The sequence below is a fragment of the Amycolatopsis decaplanina DSM 44594 genome (genome assembly GCF_000342005.1).
Classification (GTDB): Bacteria; Actinomycetota; Actinomycetes; order Mycobacteriales; family Pseudonocardiaceae; genus Amycolatopsis; species Amycolatopsis decaplanina.
On sequence record NZ_AOHO01000063.1, the window covers coordinates 17,016 to 34,185 of the forward strand.

Below are 17,170 nucleotides of genomic sequence, written 5' to 3' on the forward strand. Positions count from 1 at the left end.
TTCTCGTGGGAGCAGTCCTAAAGGGACAAAAGAGCGGGACGTCGCTAGACGTCTAGGAAACGCACGTCCTTGGCGTTACGCGTGATGAAGGAACGGCGCGCTTCGACGTCCTCGCCCATCAGGACGGAGAACAGGTCGTCGGCCTGCGCGGCGTCGTCCAGGGTGACCTGGCCGAGCAGCCGGTTCGCCGGGTCCATCGTGGTCTCCCACAGCTCTTCGGCGTTCATTTCGCCGAGACCCTTGTAGCGCTGGATCGCGTCGTCCTTCGGCAGCTTCCGGCCGGCCTCGACACCCGCCTGGATGACGGCGTCGCGTTCCCTGTCGGAGTAGGCGTACTCCGGGTCCTGCCGCGGCCACTTGATCTTGTACAGCGGCGGGCGCGAGAGGAACACGTGCCCGTGCTCGATCAGCGGAGGCATGAACCGGAACAGGAAGGTGAGCAGCAGCGTGGTGATGTGCTGGCCGTCGACGTCGGCGTCGGCCATCAGCACGATCTTGTGGTAGCGCAGCTTCTCGATGTCGAACTCTTCGTGGATACCGGTGCCGAGCGCGGTGATCAGCGACTGGACCTCGGTGTTCTTGAGGACGCGGTCGATACGGGCCTTCTCGACGTTGATGATCTTGCCGCGGATCGGCAGGATCGCCTGGTACATCGAGTCGCGGCCTTCCTTGGCCGAACCGCCCGCCGAGTCACCCTCGACGATGTAGAGCTCGCATTCCGACGGGTTGGTCGAGCGGCAGTCCTTGAGCTTGCCGGGCAGCCCGCCGATCTCCAGCGCGCCCTTGCGGCGGACCAGGTCCCGCGCCTTGCGGGCGGCCATCCGCGCCTGCGCCGAGGAGATCGACTTGTTGATGATCGTCTTCGCCTCGGTGGGGTTGCGCTCGAACCAGTCGGCCAGCCATTCGTTCGAGGTCTGCTGCACGAACGTCTTGGCCTCGCTGTTGCCCAGCTTGGTCTTGGTCTGGCCTTCGAACTGCGGCTCGGAGAGCTTGATCGAGACGATCGCGGCGAGCCCCTCGCGCACGTCGTCACCGGAGAGGTTGGCGTCCTTCTCCTTGAGCAGCTTCTTCTCGCGCGCGTACGCGTTGACGACGCGGGTGAGCGCGGCGCGGAAGCCCTCTTCGTGCGTGCCGCCCTCGTGCGTGTTGATCGTGTTGGCGAAGGTGTACACCGACGGCGTGAAGCCGTTGTTCCACTGCATGGCGACCTCGACCTCGAGGCCGGTGCCCTTGGCCTCGAAGGAGATCACGGACGCGTGGATAGGGTCCTTGCTGCCGTTGATGTGCTTGACGAAGTCTTCGAGACCGCCCGGGTAGCAGTAGGTCTTCTCCTTGACCCGCGCCGCCTGGCCGGAAGCGTCCGCTTCGGTCTCTTCGTCGGCGACGCGCTCGTCGCGCAGCGAAAGGGTCAGGCCCTTGTTGAGGAAGGCCATCTCCTGAAGACGACGGGAGATCGTCTCGAAGTTGTACGTCGTGGTCTCGAAGATGTCGCCGTCGGCCCAGAAGGTGATGGTGGTGCCGGTGTCCTCGGCCGGGCCGAGGTCCTCAAGCTCGCCGGGGACCTGGTCGGTGTACACCTGCCGCCAGCTGTGCCCGCCGCGTTTGACCTCGGCGATCAGCTTGGTCGAGAGCGCGTTCACCACGGAGACGCCGACGCCGTGCAGACCACCGGAGACGGCGTAGGAGTCGCTGTCGAACTTGCCGCCCGCGTGGAGCACGGTGAGAACGACCTCGAGGGTCGGCTTCTGCTCCTTGGGGTGCATGTCGACCGGGATGCCGCGACCGTCGTCGACGACGCGCACTCCGCCGTCGGCCAGCAAGGTAACCTCGACCTTGGTGGCGAAGCCTGCCATCGCCTCGTCGACGGAGTTGTCGACCACCTCTTGGACGAGGTGGTGGAGGCCGCGTTCACCGGTGGAACCGATGTACATACCGGGACGCTTGCGGACGGCTTCGAGGCCTTCGAGCACCGTGATCGACGACGCGTTGTACTCGCTCTTGTTCTCGGTCACAGGCGTTGATTCTCCTCGTCTCGCCCGAGCGGACGCTCGCTCATCATCAGTGTACTTGGCCGCGTTCGCAGACATGCGGCAAGGACACCCCTGATTTGCTCACAGGCGAGCTAATTCGCTCAAAGAAGACTCTTGACTCATCCGAAGCACTCTGGGCGCCTTCTCGGCGCACTGGTGGCACAGTTGCCGCGAAGCGCAACTCGGGTCAGCCGTACGTGTCACGCGGGCCGCGTCCCGGGACGTGCCGCGGCCCTTTCCGCCAGCTCGGCGCCGTCGGCCCCTGGATCCGCATCTTCTTCACCACGCCGTGCCCGACGCCCGTCGCGATCTTCGCCAGCAGCTGCCCCTGAAGCAGGCGAAGCTGCGTCGCCCACGCCGTCGAGCTCGCGCGAACGGTCAGCTCGCCATCCTTCAAGGCCACCGGCTGGGCGTGTTCGGCGACCTCGTCGCCCACGAGTCGTGCCCAATGGCCGAAGACCTGACCGTTGGCCAGCCGCGTGTTCCAGCCGCGGTCGACCGCGATCCGGGAGGCGAGCCTGCCGAGCGGTTGCGGGTCGCGGGCGTCGGCACCCGGCCCTGACCAGCGACGACGTCGCGGGCTTTGACCGGCCGAAGCGGCTCCCCCGCCGGTGACACGGCCACGGCGCACGCCCGGTTCGACTCCACGGGCCTTCGCTTTGGCCTTCGCGGCGTCCAAAGCGGCTCGAGCGAGGTCGCGGCCGGTAGCCGGTCCCTTGCTTTCGATATCGGTTGCGCCGTTCGATATCAGGGGTCGCTCACTCTGCGTGTCGAACAAGGCTCCCTCACTCGGGTCACCGCCCGCGCGGGGGGTGTCAAGCCGCTTTTCAGGCCCCTTGGTCACGCGGGGCGATAACGCGTTCACGGTGTTATCCACACTGTCCACAGGTTTGTCCCCAGATCGGTGGGCAACTGCTGTGGCGCCGATCACCCGGGGTGTCCGCTTCACGGGATCAGCCTCGGTTGATCTCACCATCCGCCACGAAGAACCGGTGCCCGGCCAGTTCGGCGGGCACGTCCTCGTCCACGGCGGCGGTCACCAGCACCTGTTCGGCGCCTGCCGCCACCTCCGCCAGCCGGGCCCGGCGACGCCGGTCCAGCTCGGCGAACACATCATCCAGCAGAAGCACCGGTTCCCCGGCCTCGCCACGCAGGAGCTCGTAGCTTCCCAGACGCAACGCGAGGGCGAACGACCAGGACTCCCCATGGCTCGCGTATCCCTTCACCGGCGCTTCGCCGAGGATGAGATCGAGCTCGTCCCGATGCGGGCCGACCATGCTCACCCCGCGCTCGAGCTCCAGATTCCGCGACCGTTTCAGTGCTTCGACCAGCACTTCCTTGAGCACCGCTTGGTCGGCGCGAGGACCGTCCGGAACACCGTAGCCCTCTGGCATCGCTTCGCCCAGGCTCGACTTGTACGCGATCTTCGCCGGTCTCGAGTCAGGCGCGACACCCATGTACGCGGAGGCCGCATACGGCGCGAGGTCCGCGATCAGGTTGAGCCGGGCGGCCAGCAGCGCGGCCCCCGCCACCGAAAGGTGGTCGTCCCAGACGTCGAGCGTGGACAACGCGTACGGGTCTTCGCGCCCCGTACGTCGCTTGCCCGCCGTCTTGAGCAGGGCGTTCCGCTGCTTCAGCACCTTCTCGTAGTCGGCGCGGACCCCGGCGTACCGGGGCGCGCGCAGCACGAGGAGCTCGTCCATGAAACGGCGGCGCTCCCCGGGATCCCCGCGCACGAGTGCCAGGTCCTCCGGGGAGAACAGCACCGTGCGCAGGATCCCGAGCACGTCACGGGGCTTGCCGACCGCGCCGCGGTTGACCCGCGCGCGATTCGCCTTGCCGGGCGTGATCTCCAGCTCGACGGTCAGCTCGCGGTCCTCGTTGACCACCGCGACCCTGATCAGCGCGCGTTCGCACCCGTGCCGCACCAACGGCGCGTCGGTCGCGACGCGATGCGAGCCCAGGGTCGCGATGTAGCCGATCGCCTCGAGGAGGTTCGTCTTGCCGCGGCCGTTCTGTCCGACGAGGACGGTCGGGCCGGGTTCGAGCGCGAGATCGGCTTGTGGCCAGGACCGGAAGTCGGTGACCTGGAGATGTCTCAAGTACAACCCGGTCGCCTAGCCGCCGACCTTTTTGACCGAGTGCCCGCCGAACTGGTTGCGCAGCGCGGCGACGGCCCGCATGGCGGCGGAGTCCTCCTGGCGCGAGGCGAACCGCGCGAACAGCGCGGCCGAGATGACCGGCGCCGGGACCGCGTTGTTGATCGCCTCTTCCAGCGTCCACCGGCCTTCGCCGGAATCCTCGACGTAGCCCTCGAGGTCGTCCAGCTCCGGGTCCTCGTCGAGCGCGCGGACGAGCAGGTCGAGCAGCCACGAGCGGACGACGGTCCCCCGCTGCCAGCCCTTGATCACCGCGGGCACGTTCTCGACGACCTTCGCGGCTTCGAGCAGCTCGAAGCCTTCGGCGAAGGCTTGCATCATGCCGTACTCGATACCGTTGTGGATCATCTTCGCGTAGTGACCGGAACCCACGGCGCCGGCGTGCGAGAAGCCTTCGTCACGCGGACCTTCGGGGCGAAGCGCGTCGAAGATCGGCATGGCCTTCTCGACGTCCGAAGCCGCGCCGCCGACCATCAGGCCGTAACCGTTGTCCTTGCCCCACACGCCACCGGAAACCCCGCAGTCGAGGTAGCCGACCTTCTTCGCCGCGAGCAGGTCCGCGTTGATCTTGTCGTCGGTGTACTTCGAGTTGCCGCCGTCGATCACGAGGTCGCCCTCGGACAGCAGGTTGCCGAGCTCCGCGACGGTCTGCCGGGTGGGTTCACCGGCGGGCACCATGATCCAGACGATCCGAGGACCGTCCAGTTTGGACACCATGTCCTCGAGTGAGGTGGAGTCGGTGACGTCGGGGTTGCGGTCGTAACCGATCACCTCGTGACCGGCCGCGCGCAGCCGCTCACGCATGTTGAACCCCATTTTGCCGAGGCCGATGAGTCCCAGCTGAGCCATGAAGATCCCCTTTGGTGCGAAACAGGTATGGAGGCCGGTCAGCCCGGGAGGCGAACCGGCATCAGGAGGTACAGGTAGCCGGGGACGACGTTGCCCTCCTCGTCGGCGGGCTTGATCAGCGCCGGCCGGTTCGGGGTGGTGAACGTCAGTTCCGCCCGGTTCGCGTTCAGCGCGCCGAGCCCGTCGACGAGGTAACCAGGGTTGAACGCGATGGTCACCGGCTCACCCTCGTAGTCGACCTGAAGCTCTTCTTCGGCCGAACCCTCGTCGTCGCCGCCGGCGGAGAGCCGCAGCGAACCGTCGTTGAACTCCAGCCGCACCTGGGTGCCACGCTCGGCGACCAGCGAAACACGCTTGATCGACTCGGCGAGCGCGGAGACCTCGATGACCGCGCGCGACGAGTGCTGCGCCGGCAGCAGCTGCCGGTACGGCGGGAACTCCGCGTCGAGGAGGCGGGTCGTGGTGTAGCGACCGGAACCGGAGAGACCGAGCAGGCCCTCGCCGCTGGCGAGCGCGAGCCGGATCTTGGCACCGCTGGCGCCGAGCGTCTTCGCGGCTTCGGCGAGCGTGCGCGCCGGGACGAGCACGGCGGCGTCGGACAGGCCCTCGGCCGGCTCCCAGGTGAACTCGCGCATCGCGAGGCGGAAGCGGTCGGTGGCGACCAGGGTCAGCGAGGAGCCGGAGATCTCCAGCCGCATGCCGGTCAGCATCGGCAGGGTGTCGTCCTTGCCCGCCGCGACGACGACCTGGGTGACGGCCTGGCCGAAGGCATCACCGGTGAGTTCACCGGCGAAGGCGGGCTGGGACGGCAGTTGCGGGTAGTCCTCGACCGGCATGGTCGGCAGGGAGAAGCGCGCGGAACCGCAGGTGATGGTCGCGCGGGCGCCGTCGACGGAGATCTCGACCGGCTGCGCGGGCAGTGACTTGGTGATGTCGGCCAGCAGACGGCCGGAGACCAGGAGACGGCCACCGTCGGCGATGGTGGCCGGGACGCCGACCGTGGCGGAGACCTCGTAGTCGAATCCGGAGACGGTGAGAGCGTCACTCGTCCCGTCGGATCCCGCATCGAGCAGGACACCGCCCAGAACCGGGACCGGAGGCCGCGACGGGAGGCTTCTCGCCACCCACGCGACGGCGTCGGCCAGCCCGTCACGCTCGACGCGGATCTTCATGCGCGCTTCCTTTCGACAGCCGAGCCCCTGACGGCTCGAAAGCTCAACGGGTCACCTCGGCCGGAGAGCGCGATGGCCAGGTGCCTCGCAGGTGTGTTCGGTCCGTGCGAGGACGCGAACGCACGTCGACACGCAGACCAGGTGCAGGGACCCACGTTAGGCCGTCCCCGGGGTCCGCGTCACCTCGGCCTCCCCTTGCTTTTGTCGACAAGACGACACGGCTCTCCGGCTGTCCCCAACTTCGTCCTTCGCCTGTTTTTGTTTTGTTCTCTTCTAGAGAAGAAGAAAAGACAGCAGTAGTAATAGGTGCTGTGGATTGTGTGGACAAGGCTCGTTCGCGCAGGTCCGAGTGCCTAGGGGGCTGTGGACTCCGGGTGTGTACGGACGGTGGACAGCTCGGGCCGTCGGTGGATGGTTTCGGGCGGCGCTCGATCTGTCCACAGTCATCCACAGTTGTCCCCACGGTTATCCCCAGTTGTGCGGCGATTTGTACCCAGGCTTGTGGGCGGCGTTCGTGACCGGAATCGCTCGGGAGAGTGATCCGAGCCGCCTGGATCACCCTTGTGCACAAGATGTGGGCAACCTGGGGACAGCGTGTGGATCTTGGTGTGGAAATGCTGTGGATTGCCTGTGAGTGCGATGTGGACGGAAACCCGGTCGTCGCTGGTCTCCGGCTCGCTGGAGTTGTGCACAAGATACCCACAGCCTGTGGATTTCCTTTGTACACAAGGGAAATCGCGAAGGCGCCGTACGCGCGCTTCGTCTCCTTCGCGCACTCCGCCGCTTCTCATCAAGTACCCGCTCTTCGCGGCTCTACACGCGTTTCGGGCCTATGTAGAGACGAAGAAGGGGCTCCCACCTGGACGGTGAGAGCCCCTGAAACCCTTGCCAGCTAAGGACTTACGAGCAGATATGCCTTGGTGACGCATGCTCGACGACCACAGGGTCTCCCCAAGGGCGCCCCGCGCCCGACGGAGACTTCACCGTCGAGCGCCCTCCCTTGGGCCGAAGGCCCACGTAAACGTGATGAAGGGGCGCCCTCCGCTCTCAACCTGAGTTGGAAGCGGATCGACGCCCCTTCGGCACGTTTACGTCAGCGCTCGACAGATATCACTGCCGGGCGCGCTGCTTGATCCTGGAGGTCAGCTCCTGGACCTGGTCGTAGATGCGACGTCGTTCGGCCATCTCCTTGCGGATCTTCTTGTCCGCGTGCATGACCGTCGTGTGGTCGCGGCCGCCGAAGGTCTGCCCGATCTTCGGCAGCGACATGTCGGTCAGTTCGCGGCAGAGGTACATCGCGATCTGACGCGCGGTCGCGAGAGCCTTCGTCTTGCCGGGGCCGCAGAGGTCGTCGAGGGTCACGTCGAAGAACTCCGACGTGACGCCCATGATGGTCGGCGCGGTGATCTCCGGCGCGTGCGAATCCGGGATGAGGTCCCGGAGCACGATCTCGGCGAGCGCGACGTCGACCGGCTGCTGGTTCAGCGACGCGAAGGCGGTCACGCGGATGAGCGCGCCTTCGAGTTCCCGGATGTTCGCCTCGACGCGCGAAGCGATGAACTCCAGGACCTCACCGGGAACCGCGAGCCGGTCCTGTGCGGCCTTCTTGCGAAGGATCGCGATACGCGTTTCCAGCTCCGGCGGCTGGATGTCGGTGATGAGGCCCCACTCGAACCGCGTGCGCAGCCGGTCTTCGAGCGTTTCGAGGCGCTTCGGCGGGCGGTCGGAGGAGACGACGATCTGCTTGTTCGCGTTGTGGAGGGTGTTGAAGGTGTGGAAGAACTCTTCCTGCGTACCTTCTTTGCCTTCCAGGAACTGGATGTCGTCGACGAGCAGGATGTCGATGTCGCGGTAGCGGCGCTGGAACGCGACCTTGCGGTCGTCCCGCAGCGAGTTGATGAAGTCGTTGGTGAACTCTTCGGTCGACACGTACCGCACGCGCATGCCGGGGAACAACCGCTGGGCGTAGTGCCCGACCGCGTGCAGCAGGTGGGTCTTCCCGAGTCCGGACTCTCCCCAGATGAACAACGGGTTGTACGCGCGCGCCGGTGCTTCGGCGACAGCGACCGCGGCCGCGTGCGCGAAGCGGTTCGACGCACCGATGACGAAGGTGTCGAACGTGTACTTCTCGTTGAGCTTCGTCTTCGACGTCTGTGGCTGTGCCGGCGCGGTGTAGGGCTGGCCCGCGATCGGCTGGCCGGAGAACGTCGGCCAGATCTCGGTCACGGCGGCGAGGGCCTCGCCCTCTTCGTCGACTTCTTCATCGCTGTCATCGCCATCGTTCAGGCTGTTGTCCACCGGCTGCTGCCTCGGCGGCCGGGGCTTCGGAGGCTCGGGCCGGGGCCTCGTCGGGGACAGCATGCCGTCACCCTCGGGCAGCGGAGGGGGACCCGGCACCGGGCCGGAACCGTTTTCCACTCGGCCGGGTGACGCTTCATAGCGGGGGCCGGGCGCGGGCGGAGGCATCGAGGTGTGGGGTTCGGTGCTGTCGACCTTCACCGCGAGCGAGACCGCGCGGCCGAGCCGTCGCGAAAGGGCTTCGGTGATCGCGCCGCGGAGGGCGCGTTCGATGGCTTCCTTGGCGAAGTCGCTGGGGGCGGCGAGCAGCGCGGTGCCGTCGAGCAGGCCGATCGGCCTGGTCACCCGCATCCAGGCGCGCTGCTGCGGGGAGAGAGTGCCATCGGACAGCTCGCGCACGACCTGTTCCCAGATGACGCCAAGATTGTGCTGGTGATCGGACACCTGCCTGACTCCCCTCCCCTCATCGGTGCGCTGCGGCGAGATCACTCAGCGGCCCGAAACGCCGGGTCGAGCGTCATCCTGGCCCGATCGACTCGTGCGCACAGCAAATATCCACATAGTTGTCCACAGCTGTGCACTAATGTACGGCGGCCCGCGGTGACGCCACCTGCGGGATCGACGTATGCCGACGGGACGCCTCCACATCCCCAAGGACACCCGCGCGCCTGCACCGTTCCACCTCGGCGAAAACCCGGGAGGGGCACGCTAACAAGCCCCGCTCGTTGCCACAAGGCGTCCTCGCGCGCAAGCATTTCACGGTGTATGGCGTGTTGCCATTCGATGCCCTCGCGTCGTCGGTGATCACTCTCCACGTACCGTCGCGATCCGTGGTCGAGGGGGTGCCTGCCGGGCACTGGAGGTGGGTGCGTACCCTCGTAAGGTCTCCCGTATACAGCGGGGGCGTTTCGCGTGCCCACGTTGTCGTCGCTCGACGTGACGAGGCCACACGTTGGTAGGAGACACCAGAGACTGCCGTGCGTCAGCACGACACGCCAGGAACGGGTCGAACCGTTCCCGGCGGCCGAGAAACAGGAGAAGTTAGTCGTGAGCAAGGGTAAGCGCACCTTCCAGCCGAACAACCGCCGACGCGCTCGGACCCACGGGTTCCGGCTGCGGATGCGGACCCGCGCCGGCCGGGCCATCCTGGCGGCTCGCCGTCGCAAGGGCCGCGGCGCACTGTCCGCCTGATCCGGCCGCCGTCGAGGGACGTCGTGCTGCCGGCCGCCGCGAGGTTGCGGCGCAGTGAGGATTTCCGTGCCGTGATGCGGCGTGGGGCCAAGGCAGGCAGGCGCCGCCTCGTCGTCCATGCGTTGACCACGGACCCGCCCGATGCCGCCGAAGCGGCCCGGGCGGGTTTTGTGGTGAGCAAGGCCGTGGGTAACTCGGTGGTCCGCCATCGGGTCGCCCGCCGGTTGAGGCATCTCATTTCCGCCAGGCTCGGAACACTGCCGCCGGGGAGCTCGTTGGTGATACGGGCACTACCTCCGGCCGCGGACGCGTCCAGCGCGGAACTCGGCTCGGACCTCGACGCGTCCTTGCGGCGCCTCGGGCTCTCCGGGCACTCTGCCGTCACCGGGAAGTCCCGCCAGACGCGACCCCCCGACAACGGATCAGCGGTGTAACGGCATGCGAGCCACCGAGAACGACACCACCGAAGAAGCCCGTCCCGGCCCGGTGGCATGGGTGCTGCTCCTGCCCATCAAGCTGTACCGCAAGGTGATCTCGCCCTTCCTTCCTCCGGCGTGCCGGTTCTACCCGAGCTGTAGCGCGTACGCCGTCGAGGCACTGACCCGGCACGGCGCCGGCCGCGGCACCTATCTCGCGGTCCGGCGCTTGCTGCGCTGTGGCCCGTGGACCATGCCCGGCCGCGACCCGGTACCCGAGACGTTCTCGTGGCGCCACCGCCGACCTGAAACACCGATCGAGGAGTAGCTCAGTGCTCGACTTCATCTACTACCCTGTGTCCTTCATCTTGTGGTGTTGGCACAAGGTCTTCGGGTTCGTGTTCGGTGAGGCGAACGCGTTCTCCTGGATCCTCGCGATCATCTTTTTGACGTTCACGGTCCGCGGCATCATGTTCAAGCCGTTCGTGAACCAGGTCCGGTCGATGAAGAAGATGCAGGACTTCGCGCCGGAAATGAAGAAGATCCAGAAGAAGTACGCGAACGACCGGCAGCGCCAGGCGATGGAGATGCAGAAGCTCCAGAAGGAGCACGGCGTCAACCCGCTGGGCAGCTGCCTGCCGATGCTGCTTCAGATCCCGGTCTTCATCGGTCTGAACCACGTTCTGCGGATGTTCACCATCAACCCGTACGGCGGCCCGAAGACCGAGAACTACTTCTTCACCCAGGCCGGTGTCGAGTCGTACCAGCACGCCAAGATCTTCGGTGTCACCCTCGGCGACGCCATCTACACCGGTGTCGGCATGGTCAGCGGTGGCAACGTGGCGGCGGGCTTCCACTGGGGCGTCGCCCCGGTCGCGATCCCGCTCATGATCGTCGCCAGCATCGCGACGCACCTCACCGCGCGTCACTCGGTCCAGCGCCAGAACCCCGAGTCGGCGACCCCGCAGACCGCGATGATGAACAAGCTGACGATGTACATCTTCCCGCTCGGTGTCCTCATCTTCGGCGCGCTGTTCCCGGTCGGCCTCCTCTTCTACTGGCTCGCCAACAACGGCTGGACCCTGATGCAGCAGCGTCTCGTCTACACGAAGATCGACAAGGAAGAAGAGGCCCGTAAGGCCGCCGAGAAGGAGAAGCGCTCCAACCTCGGCCCGAAGCCGGGGCAGAAGCCGACCGCGCCGCGCCCCGGTCAGAAGCCGGTCCAGCAGAAGAAGAACAAGCCGTCCTCCGGTGGTCAGGTCAAGAAGGCGGGCTCGCCCCACGGCTTCGCCCAGACCGGTTCGTCCACCGCGGAGAAGAAGGACGCCAACGACGCAACAGCCGAGTCGTCGACGAACGGCTCGAAGGAGAACGGTGCGGACGTGCCCGGTCTCATCTCGGACTCGACTAAGAAATCGGGCCGGAAGCGTCGCTGACGCCGATCCGGTCCGGAGAGGAGACCAGTAATGGCGGAGACGATCGACACGATCGACGCCGAGGAGAACAGCGCGGCCGAGGTTGAGGGCGCCGCTGAAGAGACCGCTCGCAAGGGAGGTGTCGACGACGACGTCCTCGTGAAGGAGGGCGACATCGCCGGCGACTACCTCGAGCGGCTGCTCGACCTTTTGGACTACGACGGTGACATCGACCTCGATGTCGAAGCGGGCCGCGCGATCGTCAGCATCGACGGCGGCGAGGACCTGGAGAAGCTCGTCGGTCCCCGCGGCACCGTTCTGGAGGCGCTGCAGGAGCTGACGCGACTGGCGGTGCAGCAGGAGACCGGTTCGCGGAGCCGGCTGATGCTGGACATCGCGGGCTGGCGCGCGGACCGGCGCGAGGAGCTCCGCGAGCTCGGCCGCTCGACCGCCGAGACGGTGGTCTCCTCCGGTGAGCGTGTCCGGCTGCAGCCGATGAGCCCGTTCGAGCGGAAGGTCGTGCACGACGCGGTCGCCGCCGTCGACGGGGTCAAGAGTGAGAGCGAAGGAGAGGACCCGAAGCGCCGGGTCGTCATCTTCCCCGCCTGACGGTTTTCTCGAACGAAGCGGCCCGCCGGTCATCCGGCGGGCCGCTTCTTTTATGGGGCGAGGCTCCAGCGGGGCGAATTACACGCGTGGCGTTTCACGTGAAACGCCACGCGTCGAGTGGAGTTGTCCACAACTTCGGACTGTCTCCCCGCTTTGCGGTCGGCGTCATGGACAATCAGTGGAGCGCGTTTCACGTGAAACGGCGTAGAGGGTTGAGGAGCAAGAGTGGGCTTGGACGGGGTCGCCGCATCGGTACGGAGTGCGGCGTCGGAAGTATTCGGAGACCGCGTCGAGCAAGCCGCCGGCTACGTCGAACTCTTGGAGCGGCACGGCGTCGAGCGAGGGCTCATCGGACCCCGTGAGGTCGACCGGCTGTGGGAGCGCCACGTCCTCAACTCCGCCGTGATCGGCGAGCGCATCCCCGACGGCGCCCGCGTGGTCGACGTCGGCTCGGGTGCGGGGCTTCCGGGTGTACCGCTCGCGATCAGCCGACCGGACCTCGATATCGTTCTGCTCGAACCGATGGCCCGCCGGGTCGACTGGCTGGCCGAGGTTGTCGAAAAGCTGGAACTCCCCATCACCGTTGTCCGCGGACGCGCAGAGGAGCGGCAGGTACGTGAGGAGCTCGGTGGCGCGGATGTTGTCACCGCCCGGGCGGTCGCTCCCTTGGCCCGGCTCGCGAACTGGTGCCTCCCGCTCGTGCGTTCCCAAGGTGCTCTGGTCGCCCTCAAAGGAGCGAGCGCCGGAGAGGAAATCGAACGCGATCGCGTCGCCGTCCGTAAGGCTGGCGGCGGCGAGCCGGAGGTCTTCGAGTGCGGCAGCAAGGTGCTCGAGGTTCCGAGCACGGTCGTCGTAATAAGTCGGTTGCGTCCAAAGCCGCCGCGCGGCAGGCGCAGCTAGACCGGTTCCACGTGAAACAACGCAGAACGACTCTCACGTCCACTACAGAGGAGGCTCGAGACCGGTGACTCCCCCGCCGTCCGACCCTGTGAGCGCCGGCCAGGAACTCGGCTGGACCCCCATCGCCGAAGAAGCCGTCCGCGCCGCCAGCGTGCTGCACCCCAAGGAGGGTGCGCTCCCCCGGCCGAACCGTCGGCGGGTGCTGACGGTCGCCAACCAGAAGGGCGGCGTCGGCAAGACGACGAGCACGGTGAACCTCGCCGCCGCGCTGGCCGTCCACGGGCTCAAGACGCTCGTGATCGACCTCGACCCTCAGGGCAACGCGAGCACCGCCCTCGACATCGACCACCGGTCCGGCACGCCGTCGATCTACGAGGTGCTGATCGGCGAAGTGTCGCTCGCCGAGGCGGCGGCGCAGAGCGAGCAGTCGCCCAACCTCTACTGCGTGCCCGCGACCATCGACCTCGCCGGCGCCGAGATCGAACTCGTCTCCATGGCGGCCCGCGAGATGCGGCTCAAGGAGGCGCTGTCGTCCGAGATCCTCGACGAGCTCGGCGTCGACTACGTGTTCATCGACTGCCCGCCGTCGCTCGGTCTGCTGACCGTCAACGCGATGGTCGCCGCGCAGGAGGTGCTGATCCCGATCCAGTGCGAGTACTACGCGCTCGAAGGTCTGGGTCAGCTGCTGAGCAACATCGAGCTCGTTCAGGCGCACCTGAACCGCGAACTCAGCGTCTCCACGATCCTGCTCACCATGTACGACGGCCGGACGAAGCTGGCCGATCAGGTGACGAACGAGGTCCGAAACCACTTCGGAGACACTGTTCTCAAGACGGTGATCCCGCGCAGTGTGAAGGTCTCCGAGGCGCCCGGGTACGGGCAGACGGTCCTCGCGTACGACCCGGGTTCCCGGGGCGCGATGAGCTACGTGGACGCCGCGAAGGAGATCGCCCAGCGTGGGGTGGAGATGAAGGAAAGGAGCGGTACGGCATGAGCGAGCGCAGAGGGGGGCTCGGGCGCGGGCTCGCCGCCCTGATCCCCACCGGGCCGCCGCCGGGCCCAGCGGCCCCGGCCGAGAACGGCTCCCCGGTCCCGTCCGCTCCCCCGAGTAAACCCGCCGGGCCGGACGACAAGGGCTGGTTCGCGGCCAACGGCGCGGCCGGTTCGCACGGCGGAACGGTCGCCGGCGCGGTCTACCGCGAGGTGCCGGTCAGCCAGATCAAGCCGAACCCGAAGCAGCCGCGGCAGGTCTTCGACGAAGACGCGCTCAACGAGCTGGAGCACTCGATCCGCGAGTTCGGGCTCATGCAGCCCATCGTGGTCCGGGAGCTCGGCAACGACGAGTACGAACTCGTCATGGGCGAGCGGCGGCTGCGCGCGTCTCAGCTGGCGGAGCTGGAGGCGATCCCGGCGATCGTCCGGCAGACCGCCGACGAGGCGATGCTGCGCGACGCGCTCCTCGAGAACATCCACCGTGTTCAGCTCAACCCGCTCGAAGAGGCGGCCGCGTATCAGCAGCTGCTCGACGAGTTCGCGGTCACGCACGAGGAGCTGGCGGGCCGCATCGGGCGTAGCCGTCCGGTCATCACGAACACGATCCGCTTGCTCAAACTCCCCCTCGCGGTCCAGCGACGGGTCGCGGCCGGGGTGCTCTCGGCGGGCCACGCCCGGGCGCTGCTCTCTCTCGAGGACGCCGAAAGTCAGGAAGAGCTGGCCGCGCGGATCGTCGCGGAGGGCATGTCGGTTCGCGCGACCGAGGAAGCCGTCACGCTGAAGAAGAGCGAGAAGCCGGCCAAGCCGAAGCCCGCTCCCCGCAAGCCGATCCAGGCGCCCGGTCTTCAGGAACTGGCGAACCGGCTCTCGGACCGGTTCGACACTCGTGTGAAGGTCGACTTGGGTCGCCGCAAGGGGCGGATCACGCTCGAATTCGGCTCGGTGGACGATCTTGAACGCATCGTGGCGCTCATGGATCGAAATCAGGCAAATCAGACACGCGAGACCGATTAGGGATCACCCCAGGTCGTTTTGTCACGGTGACGATAGCTGAGCGCCGATGATTCGGTGACACTGAGTACTTGAACTGGGGGCAAGTGTGAAAGGGCTTTTTGGTGGTCTGAATCCACGCGCGGTGGTCTTCGATTGCGATGGATTGCTCATGGACACCGAGCCGTGTTGGTCGGTCGCCGAGACCGAGCTGTTCGCGCGGCGAGGTCTCCCCTTCGGTCCGGACGAGAAGGCGTTGGTGATCGGCAAGTCGCTACCGGCCGCCGCCGACGCGATGGCGGAGGCGTTCGGGGAACCCGGCGGCGGTGCTCAGATCGCGGACGAGTTGCTGAGGTTGGTGACCGAGGTCGTCACCGCGAAAGCGGAGGCGATGCCCGGCGCGCGTGAGTTGGTCGAACTGACCGCCGCCGCGGTCCCGGTCGCCGTCGCCAGCAACTCGCCCCGGGCACTCTTGGAAGCCGCGCTCATCCGCGGCGGGCTTTCGGAGATGTTTCCCGTGAAACTGGCCGCCGATGAGGTGGCCGCGCCGAAGCCGGACCCGGAGATGTACTTGACCGCTTGCCGGCTCTTGAATGTCGAGCCTGCCGACGCGCTGGCGTTCGAGGACTCGATGACCGGCCTCCGGTCGGCGCGGGCGGCAGGGGTACCTGTCATCGGCGTGCCCACGCTGAAGCATCAGGACTTCCCCGCCGACGTCGTGCTTGATTCCCTGCGTGATGAAGAGCTGCTGGCGTGGGTGCGAGGATGGCCCCGGCGATGACCGGCCTCTGCTTCGTCCGCTTCCAGAGCCCGACCCGCAATGAGCGAGGAACCTTCACCGGTGTCTTCGGTCTCGTCAATGGGCTCGCCCGGGCCGGACGCCTCACCGCCGAGCAGGAAACCTTCCGTCGCGCGAACAACGACTGGTACGACGCGAACTTCATCAACCCGGCCCATACCGATCCGAGCGTCTACGACGCCGCGGTGAATCCCGGGGCCGCGGCGTGGTTCAAGGTGACGGCGCGGATCTTCATCGAGCGGGTCGACGGCTACCTGGCGATCCTGCGGACGCACGGAATCCCGTGCGAGACCGTCCGATCGGCGAATCCAGGACGGGTCGTCTACGAAGACGAATACCAGGTAGTCGTCGTCCAGAACTGAAGGACTCAGCTTTTGCGGGCGATCGCCCGTCCGACGAGTCCGGCGAAGACCGATCCGAGCGTGGCACCGGCCGCCTCGATCGCCACCGGGACGATCGAAGTCTCGGTCAGGCCCGGCGACAGGTTCACCGCGAGGAAGTAGACCGTTCCGTCTTCGGCGACCACGGCGTCGGTGCGCGAGATGTCGCGAAGGCCGAGTTGCCGGTGCACGGCGACGGCCAGTTCACTGACCGCCTTGGCTGCGTCGTCGGGGATCCGCGCGGGGGTGAAGAAGTCGGTCAGCCCGGCGGTGTAGCGAGCGGTGTAGTCGTACACGCCGCTCTCAGGCACGATCTCGACCGCGGGCAGGGCCTCGGGGCCTTCATCGCCTTCGATGACCGTCACGGCCACCTCAACGCCGGAAACGAACTTCTCGGCGAGAACGGTGTCGCCGTAAGCGAAGCAGCCGACCATCGCGCCCGGCATCTCCGCGGCGTCCTTGACGACCTGGGCGCCCAGGGCCGAACCACCCTGGTCGGGCTTGAGGATCATGGGCACGCCGAGTGTCTCGACCATCGAGTCCAGCACGGCCTGCGCGCCGAGTTCTCGGAAGGTGTTGTGCGGCAGCACGACCCAGTCCGGCGTGGTGAAGCCCGCGTCGGCGACGAGCGCCTTGGCCGTCGGCTTGTCCCACGCCCGGCGGCAACCCTGCGAACTCGTGCCGACGAAAGGCACATCGAGCATCTCCAGCACCGTCTGCACCGCGCCGTTCTCGCCCTCGCCACCGTGAAGGGCGACGATGGCCGCGTCGGGCCGCTGGGTGCGAAGACGTTCGAGCAAACCTGCGTCGGTGTCCCACTCCTCGACGGTGAGACCTTCCGCCCGCAACGCGACCGAGAGCCGGCGCCCGGAGCGGAGGGAGACGTCGCGTTCGTGGGAAAGTCCGCCTGCGAGTACGGCGACGGTGCGGTCGGCCACCGAAGACTCCTTTTGCGCTTGGGGACGTCCG

The 17,170-nt window shown here is 67.1% G+C and carries 17 protein-coding genes; 10 read left to right on the top strand and 7 right to left on the bottom strand.

Annotation, left to right across the window (positions count from 1 at the left end):
* Positions 1-44 precede the first annotated feature (44 nt).
* The 6 genes from gyrB to dnaA all read right to left on the bottom strand — a co-directional run bounded on the left by gyrB (position 45) and on the right by dnaA (position 8,952).
* Positions 45-2,012: a DNA topoisomerase (ATP-hydrolyzing) subunit B gene (gyrB, locus tag H074_RS21840; protein WP_007032233.1), complete on the bottom strand. Its 1,968-nt coding sequence runs from the start codon at positions 2,010-2,012 to the stop codon at positions 45-47.
* Positions 2,013-2,217: 205 nt separating this feature from the next.
* A complete protein-coding gene (locus H074_RS21845) occupies positions 2,218-2,757 on the bottom strand; it encodes a DciA family protein (protein WP_039923191.1) in 540 nt (179 codons plus the stop codon).
* 226 nt (positions 2,758-2,983) lie between these two features.
* The gene (gene recF, locus H074_RS21850; protein ID WP_007032235.1) at positions 2,984-4,138 is read right to left on the bottom strand and encodes a DNA replication/repair protein RecF; all 1,155 of its coding nucleotides are present in this window, start codon (positions 4,136-4,138) and stop codon (positions 2,984-2,986) included.
* A 9-nt stretch (positions 4,139-4,147) separates the two neighbouring features.
* A complete protein-coding gene (gene gnd / locus H074_RS21855) occupies positions 4,148-5,038 on the bottom strand; it encodes a phosphogluconate dehydrogenase (NAD(+)-dependent, decarboxylating) (protein WP_007032236.1) in 891 nt (296 codons plus the stop codon).
* Between the two features lie 38 nt (positions 5,039-5,076).
* On the bottom strand, positions 5,077-6,210 hold the full coding sequence (gene dnaN / locus H074_RS21860; RefSeq protein ID WP_007032237.1) for a DNA polymerase III subunit beta: 1,134 nt from the start codon (positions 6,208-6,210) through the stop codon (positions 5,077-5,079).
* Positions 6,211-7,320: 1,110 nt separating this feature from the next.
* A complete protein-coding gene (dnaA, locus tag H074_RS21865; protein ID WP_007032238.1) occupies positions 7,321-8,952 on the bottom strand; it encodes a chromosomal replication initiator protein DnaA in 1,632 nt (543 codons plus the stop codon).
* Positions 8,953-9,555: 603 nt separating this feature from the next.
* Here dnaA and rpmH point away from each other — a divergent pair.
* The 10 genes from rpmH (at position 9,556) to H074_RS21910 (ending at position 16,183) form a co-directional block, all read left to right on the top strand.
* Complete coding sequence (gene rpmH, locus H074_RS39410; RefSeq protein WP_007032239.1) at positions 9,556-9,699, top strand: 50S ribosomal protein L34; 144 nt, start codon at positions 9,556-9,558, stop codon at positions 9,697-9,699.
* A 23-nt stretch (positions 9,700-9,722) separates the two neighbouring features.
* Positions 9,723-10,133 carry a ribonuclease P protein component gene (gene rnpA, locus H074_RS21870; protein ID WP_007032240.1) on the top strand — a complete coding sequence of 137 codons (411 nt, stop codon included), beginning with the start codon at positions 9,723-9,725 and terminating at the stop codon, positions 10,131-10,133.
* Positions 10,134-10,137: 4 nt separating this feature from the next.
* Positions 10,138-10,443 carry a membrane protein insertion efficiency factor YidD gene (yidD, locus tag H074_RS21875; protein ID WP_007032241.1) on the top strand — a complete coding sequence of 102 codons (306 nt, stop codon included), beginning with the start codon at positions 10,138-10,140 and terminating at the stop codon, positions 10,441-10,443.
* Positions 10,444-10,447: 4 nt separating this feature from the next.
* Positions 10,448-11,551, top strand: a complete 1,104-nt coding sequence (gene yidC, locus H074_RS21880; RefSeq protein WP_007032242.1) for a membrane protein insertase YidC — start codon at positions 10,448-10,450, stop codon at positions 11,549-11,551.
* A gap of 30 nt (positions 11,552-11,581) precedes the next feature.
* Entirely contained in the window at positions 11,582-12,139 is a 558-nt protein-coding gene (locus H074_RS21885; protein WP_007032243.1) for a Jag family protein, read from the top strand.
* A gap of 225 nt (positions 12,140-12,364) precedes the next feature.
* Positions 12,365-13,039, top strand: a complete 675-nt coding sequence (gene rsmG / locus H074_RS21890; protein ID WP_039923117.1) for a 16S rRNA (guanine(527)-N(7))-methyltransferase RsmG — start codon at positions 12,365-12,367, stop codon at positions 13,037-13,039.
* A gap of 64 nt (positions 13,040-13,103) precedes the next feature.
* Positions 13,104-14,033, top strand: coding sequence for a ParA family protein (locus H074_RS21895; protein ID WP_007032245.1), 930 nt, complete (start codon positions 13,104-13,106; stop codon positions 14,031-14,033).
* Positions 14,030-15,046: a ParB/RepB/Spo0J family partition protein gene (locus tag H074_RS21900; protein WP_007032246.1), complete on the top strand. Its 1,017-nt coding sequence runs from the start codon at positions 14,030-14,032 to the stop codon at positions 15,044-15,046. The genes H074_RS21895 and H074_RS21900 overlap by 4 nt, the downstream gene beginning before the upstream one ends.
* 121 nt (positions 15,047-15,167) lie before the next feature.
* A complete protein-coding gene (locus tag H074_RS21905; RefSeq protein ID WP_268744771.1) occupies positions 15,168-15,803 on the top strand; it encodes an HAD family hydrolase in 636 nt (211 codons plus the stop codon).
* Positions 15,800-16,183 carry a hypothetical protein gene (locus H074_RS21910; RefSeq protein ID WP_007032248.1) on the top strand — a complete coding sequence of 128 codons (384 nt, stop codon included), beginning with the start codon at positions 15,800-15,802 and terminating at the stop codon, positions 16,181-16,183. The genes H074_RS21905 and H074_RS21910 overlap by 4 nt, the downstream gene beginning before the upstream one ends.
* A gap of 5 nt (positions 16,184-16,188) precedes the next feature.
* On the opposite strand, the gene H074_RS21915 is transcribed toward H074_RS21910, so the two are convergent.
* Positions 16,189-17,139 (bottom strand): D-alanine--D-alanine ligase family protein, encoded by a 951-nt coding sequence (locus tag H074_RS21915; protein WP_007032249.1) that lies wholly within the window; start codon positions 17,137-17,139, stop codon positions 16,189-16,191.
* Positions 17,140-17,170: the final 31 nt, after the last annotated feature.